Annotated in this window: 7 protein-coding genes; all 7 read right to left on the bottom strand. The window is 31.5% G+C overall.

Annotation, left to right across the window (positions count from 1 at the left end; all coding sequences use genetic code 11):
* Positions 1-31: 31 nt before the first annotated feature.
* Positions 32-1,093 carry a beta-ketoacyl synthase N-terminal-like domain-containing protein gene (locus L6Q46_RS12305; protein ID WP_291284553.1) on the bottom strand — a complete coding sequence of 354 codons (1,062 nt, stop codon included), beginning with the start codon at positions 1,091-1,093 and terminating at the stop codon, positions 32-34.
* Positions 1,093-2,283 carry a beta-ketoacyl-[acyl-carrier-protein] synthase family protein gene (locus tag L6Q46_RS12300; protein ID WP_291284552.1) on the bottom strand — a complete coding sequence of 397 codons (1,191 nt, stop codon included), beginning with the start codon at positions 2,281-2,283 and terminating at the stop codon, positions 1,093-1,095. Before L6Q46_RS12300 ends, L6Q46_RS12305 begins: the two co-directional genes overlap by 1 nt.
* A 10-nt stretch (positions 2,284-2,293) precedes the next feature.
* Positions 2,294-2,551, bottom strand: coding sequence for a phosphopantetheine-binding protein (locus L6Q46_RS12295; RefSeq protein ID WP_111565564.1), 258 nt, complete (start codon positions 2,549-2,551; stop codon positions 2,294-2,296).
* Between the two features lie 2 nt (positions 2,552-2,553).
* Entirely contained in the window at positions 2,554-3,168 is a 615-nt protein-coding gene (locus L6Q46_RS12290) for a 3-oxoacyl-ACP synthase (protein WP_291284551.1), read from the bottom strand.
* 2 nt (positions 3,169-3,170) lie between these two features.
* Positions 3,171-4,307 (bottom strand): beta-ketoacyl synthase N-terminal-like domain-containing protein, encoded by a 1,137-nt coding sequence (locus tag L6Q46_RS12285; RefSeq protein ID WP_291284550.1) that lies wholly within the window; start codon positions 4,305-4,307, stop codon positions 3,171-3,173.
* On the bottom strand, positions 4,304-4,753 hold the full coding sequence (locus tag L6Q46_RS12280) for an acyl-CoA thioesterase (protein ID WP_111565562.1): 450 nt from the start codon (positions 4,751-4,753) through the stop codon (positions 4,304-4,306). Before L6Q46_RS12280 ends, L6Q46_RS12285 begins: the two co-directional genes overlap by 4 nt.
* Positions 4,728-5,852: ABC transporter permease (locus tag L6Q46_RS12275; protein ID WP_291284549.1), on the bottom strand; the 1,125-nt coding region annotated here is incomplete at its 5' end. The genes L6Q46_RS12280 and L6Q46_RS12275, both read right to left, overlap by 26 nt.

The following is a 5,852-nucleotide window of genomic DNA, read 5'->3' as shown; positions in this document are numbered from 1 at the left end:
ACAAAAAATATAAATACAGAATATTTATGTTTTAACATTTTGATAAAAGTACTAAGCTATGGTCTTTTCCTTGAAACTGATTATAAAGTAATACTTTTGAAAAAGTAGCTTTTTCAATAGAGTTCATTTTTACAACTTTTGGAATTGCTTGATTTTTAAGAATCGATGCTGCAACCCAAAATCCAAATGCTGAAGCTGTGTTGAATTCACCACATAAATGTTTGTAATAGACTTGTGGAATTTGGCTAAATAACGAACCAACAACTGTATAATAGGTATCAAAATTAATATCTCCGTTATTTCCTAAAACAACAACATCAATATCTTGAATTTTTAAATGATTCTTTTCTAAAAAACTACTAATGAAATTTTCAACTTCGTCAATATTCAAGTCGTTTTGAATTTGTAATGCTTCCAAAACGGCATACGAGTTTTCTTTTTTTACATTTTCTAAAGTCACAAAAGTTGCGCCTTCACTGTAAACAACACCTGAAGAATTTGAATCTAAAACAGAATAAGGTTGATCGCTTTCTTTTTTAATGATGTTAACCAGTTTAAACAACTCCATTGTATGCGAAGAAGTTTCGTCTGCTGCACCAACTAAAATCGTGTTCTCTTCTTCGTTTTCAAGTTGTAATTTCGCATCTAGTAAAGCTGATTCGAAAGAAATTGAACCATTAACATAGGTAAAATTATAACCTTTACAACCTAATCCTAAGGCAATTTGTGCTCCAACCGTATTGTGCGTAGATTGAATAAAATTAGTTGGTGTTAAGTATTCTTCGTTATTATCAATTAAAGCTTTTAAGAATTTTTCAGAATCTTCAATACACCCCATTCCCGTTCCAGTAATTATAGCATCTGGAACCTCAACATTTGCTTCTTTTAATGCTTTTGTTGATGCTGCTAAACCCATTTTAACTCCTTTTGCCATTCGTCTTGCTGCGGCTGGCGGAATTAATTCTTTATACGAAGGTTGTTTAGCATAAACTATGTTTTCGGTTGTATTAATTTCAACCGATTCTAAGAAAGAAGTATCATATGTTTCTTGAGAAGAGACGCATCCCATTCCGTTAATGTAGCACTTTTGCATTAGTTCTTTGAAAATATTAAAGTGGAACAATTTCCTCCAAATCCGAAAGAATTTGAAAGTACATGATGTATCTCTTTTTCTTTAAGTGTAAGTTGTGGCGTTAAATTGAATTCTTCCATATTTGTTTTAAAATTCAAATTTGGAAAAATAATATTGTTCTGAATTGCCAAAATACTATAAACCGCTTCAATACCCGCAGCTGCCGCCAAAGTATGACCTGTAAAAGGTTTTGTTGAACTAAAATCAGGAACATTTTCTCCAAATATTCTAATAATGGCTCTTCCTTCAGATAAATCGTTATTTGGTGTTGCCGTTCCGTGGGCGTTTATGTAATCAATTTCGCTTGGTTGAATTTTTGCCATTTTGAAGGCTTTATTCATCGCTAAGAAAGCACCATCACCGTTTTCTGAAGAGGCAGTTTGATGAAAAGCATCGTTTGCATTTCCAAAACCGGTAACGTAAGCCAAAACTTCTTTGTTTTCGTTTTTCACAATCGTCTCCGATTCTAAAACTAAAAATGCTGCGGCTTCACCTAAATTTAATCCTTTTCTGTTGTTGTCAAATGGAGCATTGTAGTCATCCGATAAAATCATTAGGGTTTTAAATCCATTTATGGTAAATTTTGCTAGAGCATCTGTTCCTCCAACCACTACCCTATCTAATTCGCCAGATTGAATTAATCTTGCGCCTAACATAATTGCATTTGCCGCTGAAGAACAAGCTGTACTAATTGTAGTAACCATGCCTTTTAATCCGATACAATTCGCAATTTTTTGAGAATTATCGCCAATATCGTGACTGGTTATGTATTTTTGGCAAGCTTCGTTTTCAAAATATTCGTAATAATATTTTTCAGTCATATCCATTCCGCCAACGCTTGTTGCTGAAATTAATCCTGACTTATATGTATTCATATCGCTTATTTTTGCGTTTTCAACTGCTTGTTTAGCTGCAATAGCGCCTAATAATGCAGTACGAGAATAATTATTATCACTAGGTAAATTAAGTTGCTCGGCTAATTGCTCATTAGTCAATTTAATTTCTCCCACTTTAATGATGTCTTTATGAATCGTTTCAATGTTTGAAATTGTAGAAAGTCCCGTTTTTAGAGAAACTAATGAATGGAAGTTCTCTTCAACAGTATTTCCTATTGAAGATATAATTCCCATGCCTGTAATTGCAACTTTCATTTAGATTGTATTATTTAGTTCTGTTTTCAGCAATATAAGCTGCCATAGTTTCAATAGATTCGAAAATTGCTTTTCCTTGTTTTGGATCAGCTAATCTAATTCCGTATTCTTTATCTAAAAGTACAATTAATTCTAAAGCATCAATTGAATCTAAACCTAAACCATCGCCAAATAAAGGATCGTTATCGTTAATATCTTCAATTGCAATATCTTCTAAATTTAAAACTTCAATGATTTTTGATTTTAATTCTTGTTTTAAAGCTTCCATAATTATTGATTGTATAATGTTTGTATATTTTGTTTATCGTGTGCAATTGTTCCTGATTTTTCTACTAAGTAAACAAAAGCTTTGTATTCGTTTTTATAATATTCTACCCAACCGCAAAGTACTTTTTCTGTTTTACCACTTTCTAACAAATATGATGCGTAATTTGACATAAAATCGGGTTTAAAATCATCAAACACAAAAAAAGCATTTTCTGTTTTTAATTGATGTTTGATACTAATTTCGCCCACACAAATATTAGGTAATGTATACACAAAAACGGCTGGACTTGGAAAATAATTTTCGGTATCAGAAATTGAATCTTGGTATTTTACATCTGTATCTAAACTTGAAGATTTATTAGCAAATACTAGTGCAATATCGTTCTCATTTTCTAAATCGATGTTATCTTTTAAGATTGCTTCTGCTCCTAAAAAGGCTAATTTACTTAAATTATCCATTTTAAAAAATTTTGAATATTCTAAGCCAATTGTTTTTGATGCATTTTTAATAAATTCAGGAAACAACACATCGTTTATTTCTAAAACAGTTGTTCCGTTTAGTTGAAGTGTATTATTTTCTATTTTGCAATAGCTTGATATGTGATAATTTGTCGTCAATTTTAATTTATTTTTTCAAACAATACAGCTGTATTACATCCGCCAAAGCCTGATGCTGTTTTTAAGAAATATTTGATTTCTTTTTTTCTATTTTCTTTTAAAATAGCAATTGGAATAGAAACTCCAGAGTTTTTAAATCCTTTTGATGCTAATAATTCTTCGTTATAAACCGATTGCAATCCGATTACAATTTCTAACAATCCAGAAGCGCCTAACGTGTGTCCGTAATAGCCTTTTAAACTATTTATGGCAACAGTATCAATATGGGAACGAGAAAAAGCAATTGCTTCCATTTCGTCGTTATACAAAGTGGCTGTTCCGTGAGCCGAAATGTAATCTAACTTATCTTTTGTGATATTTGCTTCTTTGAAAGCACTTTCAATACTTTTAAACAACCCTTCCCCTGTTCTTGATGGTCCAGAAATATGATTGGCATCGTTTATAGCTCCATCACCAATGATTGCCACAGCATTTTCAGTTGGTTTTTCGGAAGAAATATAAACCGCTGCTGCTGCTTCGCCAAGAGTTACACCATTTCTAGACTCATCGTAAGGTGCGCAAGGCAAGTTACTCATCGCTTGAAAGGAATTAAAACCAGACAAAACGAATTCGGAAATTTCATCTCCAGCAATTACAAATGCGTTTTCATAAGCACCTAATTGAATCATTCGTTTAGCAACAGAAACCGCTAAAACTCCAGAAACACAAGCATTTGAAACCACAATTGGTTCTGTTTTGAATCCGAAAAAAGTATTTATTTTTTTTGCTAAAGTTCCTAAATGTGCTTCTTCAATTGGTAATTCTTGATTTTCTAATAACGAAATATTTCCTTTTGTTGTAGAAAGAATTAAAACTGATTTTTCGGTAACTTTATTTTTATTTATAATTGGGTGCAATGCTAAAATGAGCATCTTTTCTAATTTGGTAAACGTGTTTTCATTAGAAACTTTTAGAAAACTTTCATTTAACTTTTCATCTTCAATAATTGAAGCATAGATAGAAGAAAGATTTCCATATTTCTCTTGAAATTGAATACCCGATTGCCCTTTTACAAGTGCATTCCAATTGGCTTCTAAATCAAAACCTAACGGAGTTACGCAATTAGCATCGGAAATATAAATTGTTTTATTTGCTATCATTTTAATAATCCAACGCTTTTTTTCCATTCTTCATAAAAAGAAGGTGCATTTAAAACTAAATTTCCATCACTATCTAAAAACACTTGAACGGTTTCGCCGGTACAAGCGATTTCGTTATTGCTATCGTAAATTACATATCTAAAAATCATTTTTGCCGCAGGAGAATCTACAATTGTAGTTTCAATACGAGCCACATCGCCATATTTTAATGACAACTTATGTTCACATACCGATTTTACAATTGGTGTTGTATAACCGTGTTTTTGAACATCTAGATAAGATATACCGTGCAATCTTCCAAAAGCTTCTCTTCCATCTTCAAAATAAGTGATATAGTAGCCGTGCCAAACAATTCCTAATGGATCTGTTTCGTTAAATCGAACTCTAATATCTTTAGAAACGCTTAAATGAGAAGCCTCGTTATACTGCTCTTTTCTTTTTATCATATTGGATGGCAATAAAAATTGTAATTATAAAGAACAAAAGTAGTAAAAATATTTCGGGAAGAATTTCTATGGCATCAGCTTTACGTAGTAAAACATCATAAAATGCGTTTAATCCCCAATTCATAGGTGAAATATGCGAAATAACTTGCATTACTTTTGGCATGGCAAATACAGGAACCCAAACACCACCAATGGCAGCCAAAATCACTACCGAAGTTGCTCCAAAAGGTGCTGATTGTTCTTGAGTTTTAGCAATAGTTCCAAGTAAAATTCCGAATCCAATTGCTGCTAATCCTGAAAATAATGCAACAACACTCATTAAAAAGAATTTTCCATCTAAATCTAATGTTGGTAAACTTAAGTACGGAAATAAATACATTCCAACTAAAACCATTAGATAAAACTGAATCATACAAATTACTAAATACGTAATTGTTTTTCCAGCAATTACAACTGAATAAGGAACAGGATTAGTAAGTAATCGAATTTGTGTTCCTTGTCCTTTTTCTTTCACAATATTAATAGAAAGCGGAACAATTATAAAAAAGATAGCAAATAAAGTCCAAGCTGGAACATTATGTTGTACCGAATTTGGTAAAATTTCTTTATTATCAACTGTTGGAACAATTTCTTTAAACGTAATGAAACTTTCTTGCTCAAAAATAGGCTCCTCGCCTTCTCCTAATTGCTCTTGAAAAGTAGCGTAGATGGATTTGGTTTCAATTTGAGAAATCATTTTATCAATACTACTTTTTACATTACTTTTAAAAGTAGCTTGAGTAGCAGGATCAAAATAAAGTCGGACTTCTTTTTTGTTTATTATTTGAGGAAGTGAATCTTTTTTTGGCTCTTCTGAAAGATCACCAATTCCAAAATTTGAAATTATTTTATCTACGTTTTGATTTACTTTTAATTGCAAATCTTTACTTAGATTTTCGGGAATAATGATAGCTAACTGAAATTTTCCTTTAAAAACAGTTTCTTTTGCTGAATCTTCTGTTAAGTTTTTTCCATCTAAAGAAGAAACAATTTCAAACTGACCGCTTTTATTTAGGTTTTCAATTACCGATTTAGAAATTTTGCCTTTATCGTTATCAAT

This window comes from Flavobacterium sp., assembly GCF_023151265.1.
In the GTDB taxonomy this organism is placed as follows: domain Bacteria; phylum Bacteroidota; class Bacteroidia; order Flavobacteriales; family Flavobacteriaceae; genus Flavobacterium.
Note: the sequence above shows the minus strand (reverse complement) of the source record. Positions and strands in the feature narration are given on the sequence as shown.

Bases quoted from the DNA above. Each gene is read 5' to 3' on its own strand.
- L6Q46_RS12300 (WP_291284552.1), bottom strand. From the start codon at position 2,283: ATGAAAGTTGCAATTACAGGCATGGGAATTATATCTTCAATAGGAAAT.
- L6Q46_RS12305 (WP_291284553.1), bottom strand. From the start codon at position 1,093: ATGCAAAAGTGCTACATTAACGGAATGGGATGCGTCTCTTCTCAAGAA.
- L6Q46_RS12285 (WP_291284550.1), bottom strand. From the start codon at position 4,307: ATGATAGCAAATAAAACAATTTATATTTCCGATGCTAATTGCGTAACT.
- L6Q46_RS12280 (WP_111565562.1), bottom strand. From the start codon at position 4,753: ATGATAAAAAGAAAAGAGCAGTATAACGAGGCTTCTCATTTAAGCGTT.
- L6Q46_RS12295 (WP_111565564.1), bottom strand. From the start codon at position 2,551: ATGGAAGCTTTAAAACAAGAATTAAAATCAAAAATCATTGAAGTTTTA.